Raw genomic sequence first — 4,175 nt, 5'->3', positions numbered from 1 at the left:
GTCACCGGTGTGACACTCGACGTGCGCTACGAACCGGCCCGAGCGGGCGACCAGAAAGAAACCAAGGGAGCCATTGCCAAAGCCCAAGCCGAACTGGGTTACCAGCCGCAGTGGTCACTGCGAGATGGCCTCGCAGCCGAATGGGAGTGGATCCGCTCACTCGGTAGTCACTAACCGCTGAGTCCGACCGCATCAGCGCTCGCCACTGAGCGCTGGGCACGGAGCTCTTGATTACGGAGCTCTGGCTACTCCGCCTCCTGCGTCCGTCCACCGCGGCTGCCTGGGTGCTTGGGGGGACGGGCTCGGCACCAGAGGGGTGGTGTATTCGGCTTAGGCTGGAGCCATGACAACTACGGCCCACCCACTCGATGACCCAGACGCTAACCCGTTCGATATTGCCCGTGAGGCTGCCGAAGAGATTGCCGAGAAAACGGGTGTGTCCTCGCACCGCATCGCCTGCACACTCGGTTCCGGGTGGGCGCGGGCAGCTGACGTGATGGGTGAGACGGTTGCGGAAATCCCCGCCACCGAAGTGCGGGGGTTTTCCGCCCCCGCCGTAGAAGGCCACGTGGGCACTCTGCGCAGTGTGTTACTCCCCGATGGCTCCCACGCTCTGATTATTGGGGCGAGAACCCATTTTTATGAGGGCCACGGCGTGCGACGGGTGGTGCACTCGGTGCGCACCGCCGCGGCTGCAGGCGCAGAGGTGATGGTACTCACCAACGGAGCAGGGGGCATCAAGAGCCACTGGAGCCCTGGAACACCCGTACTCATTAGCGACCACCTGAACCTCACGGCGGCGTCACCGCTGGAGGGGGCCACCTTTATTGACCTCACGGACTTGTATTCCCAGCGCCTTCGCGACTTGGCCCGGATTGTCACCCCAGACCTCGACGAGGGTGTGTACGTTCAATTTCGCGGCCCGCACTACGAAACCCCGGCGGAGGTCCAGATGGCGAAAACCATGGGTGGCCACATTGTCGGCATGTCGACCGCCCTGGAGGCCATTGCGGCGAGAGAAGCGGGGATGGAGGTCTTGGGCTTCTCGCTGATCACCAACCTGGCCGCGGGAATCAGTGACTCACCACTGAGTCATGAAGAGGTGATTCAGGCGGGTAGGGACGCCGAAGCGGTCATCAGCGACATGTTGGCCAAAGTCGTGGTGTCGCTGTGAGTGACACAGCGACCGCGCTGCTCGACCAGGCACGCTCGTGGATGGACCAAGACCCTGACCCCCGCACGAGGGCTGAGCTGGCCGCCCTGGTCGACGCCGCAGAGGCGAAAGACGAGACGGCCCTGGCCGAGCTTCGCTCCCGCTTTAGTGGCCACCTCACCTTTGGCACCGCCGGACTCCGCGCCGAAATTGGCCCCGGTCCCGCCCGGATGAACCGGGTCGTCGTCTCCCACGCCGCCCACGGCCTGGGGGCGTTTTTACTCGAGAAACACTCCCCCACTACGCCGTCAGTGGTGGTCGGTTTCGACGCCCGGCACAACTCCGATGTGTTCGCGAAAGACACTGCCCACATCCTGCGGGCAATGGGCCTGCGGGTGGTGCTGTGTGAGCGGGTGACTCCGACCCCGGTGCTCGCTTTTGCGGTGCGCCACCTCGACGTTGATGCCGGGGTGATGGTCACGGCGAGTCACAACCCGCCGGCCGATAACGGCTACAAAGTGTATTTGGGAGGAGACGACGGCGGTTCCCAAATTGTCCCGCCGGCAGATTCGATGATTCACCGCGCGATTATGGCCTCGCACGACCACTCGCTCGCCTCCAGCCTGCCGCGCTCCGACGACTACGACACCGCGGGTGCGGAACTCATCGAGGCGTATCAACGCGCCACACTGCAGCTTGCCCAGAGTTTCCCGGTTGAGGGCCGGGCCACACTCTCGATTTGTTACACACCGATGCACGGGGTGGGCGGTGACGTCTTCCACTCGCTCATGAGCGATGCCGGTTTTTCATCGCTGCACCCGGTCGACGAACAATTTGCACCGGATCCGGACTTTCCCACGGTGTCTTTTCCGAACCCCGAAGAGCCCGGGGCGCTCGACCTGGCGTTTTCCCACGCCTCCACAGTCGGTGCCGACCTGATCATTGCCCACGACCCGGACGCCGATCGCCTGGCCGTCGCTCTGCCGAGCCCAGAGGGTTCCTGGCAGATGCTCTCCGGAAACGAACTGGGCGCCATTCTGGCCTCGGCGAGGGCCAAAGACGCCGTCTTGAAGGGCGAGACCGGGGTCATCGGTTTTAGTATGGTGAGCTCACCGATTGCCCAGGTGATTGCCGATCACCACGGCCTCACCGGGCAAGACACCCCCACCGGCTTCAAGTGGATCTCTCGCCTACCCGGGTTACTCTTTGGCTACGAAGAGGCACTGGGTTATTTGGTGAACCCGGAGACCGTTCGAGACAAAGACGGGATTTCTGCCGGCCTCTACCTCGCCTGCCTCGCCGCAGAACTCCACGCACAGGGAAACACCCTCTGGGATGCCCTCGAAGAGGTCAGGCGCGAATACGGGGGCTTCGCCTCCGATCAGATTTCTCTGCGCTTTGACACAATGACGATTGCCCAATCGGTCATGGGCGAAGTTCGAGCGGCTCCGGAAAGCGTGTTTTCCTCCCTCGATATCGACAGCGTCGATGACCTGCTGACGGGGGGCGAAGGTGATGTTGCCGTCGACCTCATCGTGTTCAGACTGGCAGGAGGCAGTCGCATGATCGTTCGACCGAGTGGAACGGAACCGAAACTCAAGGTGTATCTCGATACTCTGCGGCCCGAGCAGAGTCTCGCCGAGTCGGACCTCGAGGGGCTCCGGATAAGCGTGAGAAGCGCCATCGATGAGTTACTCGCCCGCGTCACGGACGTGTGATGACCACCCCGGGGCGCAGAAGCTGGATTGGCCAGGTACGACTTCGCTGGGAATACCAAAGAGACCTCGCCACCAATCCTGCCTACGACAAAAACGAAGGAATTTACACCCCGCAGCCGATTCCCACCCCTTGCGGCTGCGATGAGCCGCACCGAATGGATGCCACGGACTGGTCAGGCATTACCCAACCCATCACCATCACCTACCGGCGGGGCACGGAAGGAATGGGCAATGTTCTCCTCCGCGGGTTTCAACTCGCCGACATGCTCACGAGCCTCGGGGCACCGGTTCCGATCAAGGTCCAGGCGCTGGAAAACCTCCACCGAGCCAAGCCTCGGGGCGAAATACTCATCGTCTTGAAGACCGCCATTCGGATGAAATCAGAGCCGATTCTTCGTGCCTTCGCCAGGCGGGGCAATACGTTGCTATTCGACGTGGTCGACGGTCTCGTGCCGGAGAAAATCGAGGGGTTGTGCGATGCGTATATTTGCTCCAGCCTCACCGAAGACCGGTTTCGCCGACACCGCGGGCATCACACCATCGTGTCGTATCAGTCTCCCGACCAGCGCACCCCCGTGTTCCCGCTCGAGCACAGAGAGTTCGCCCACGTCTACTACGGGCTGAGTGAAAATGCCCGGCATCTCGACAAGCTGGCAGATCTTGATGCGGTGGAATTCAGCGAGATGCCCCCGCACCGAAGCTCCGAACCACTCCCGTCGGTTTTCGACACCCTCCGTCGCTACAGCCACCACTATTCGGTGAGGGCGTGGAACGACCGGGACGGCTTCAAACCGATGATGAAGGGGTTTTTTGCCGCCCGACTGGGGGCGGTGGCAATCGCCTCGGCCGAGGACGAAGAATCACGCCTCGTACTGGGCGACGACTACCCCTACCTCGCGAAAAGCTCCTCCCTGGAAGACGTAAAAGCCATCATCGACTACGCCAGAGACACCCACCTCGGAGAGGAATGGCACCGAGCAGTTGACACAATGCGCGAGCTTCGTCACATGTCCTGCCCGGTAAAAACCGCGCAAGACCTGGTGGCAGGCCTTCGGGGGCTTTAAGAGCCCCCACCGCTAAGCTGTGGCGGAATTCCTCACGGTGAGAGCTAGTCCAACGGGGGGGTTCCGACGAATCTGTGGTGTTAAAAGATGTCAAGGCGCTATCGAGCTCGGCTTCGTAAAACGCATCTGGGGAGGCTACGCCTCAAAATAGAGCGCCGATTCAACGTCCGCTTGGACCATGTCGACCGCTTGCGGGTGCGCACCGGGCGCTCTCATCGCGCCGAGCTCGGCGAGTACGAG

General features: G+C 62.2%; 3 protein-coding genes. All 3 read left to right on the top strand.

The genetic code is table 11. The features are described 5' to 3' along the window. The first annotated feature begins 343 nt into the window (after positions 1-343). Genes RI518_RS07535 through RI518_RS07525 form a run of 3 tightly spaced genes read left to right on the top strand, consistent with a single transcriptional unit; the run spans position 344 to position 3,935 of the window. Positions 344-1,174 (top strand): purine-nucleoside phosphorylase, encoded by an 831-nt coding sequence (locus RI518_RS07535; RefSeq protein ID WP_310689772.1) that lies wholly within the window; start codon positions 344-346, stop codon positions 1,172-1,174. Next, the gene (locus RI518_RS07530; protein WP_310689771.1) at positions 1,171-2,871 is read left to right on the top strand and encodes a phospho-sugar mutase; all 1,701 of its coding nucleotides are present in this window, start codon (positions 1,171-1,173) and stop codon (positions 2,869-2,871) included. Before RI518_RS07535 ends, RI518_RS07530 begins: the two co-directional genes overlap by 4 nt. Continuing rightward, on the top strand, positions 2,871-3,935 hold the full coding sequence (locus tag RI518_RS07525; protein ID WP_310689770.1) for a hypothetical protein: 1,065 nt from the start codon (positions 2,871-2,873) through the stop codon (positions 3,933-3,935). Before RI518_RS07530 ends, RI518_RS07525 begins: the two co-directional genes overlap by 1 nt. Positions 3,936-4,175: the final 240 nt, after the last annotated feature.

Origin of the sequence: Pontimonas sp. (genome assembly GCF_031581085.1) — a bacterium.
GTDB lineage: Bacteria > Actinomycetota > Actinomycetes > Actinomycetales > Microbacteriaceae > Pontimonas.
This window is presented reverse-complemented; position numbering and strand designations above follow the sequence as displayed.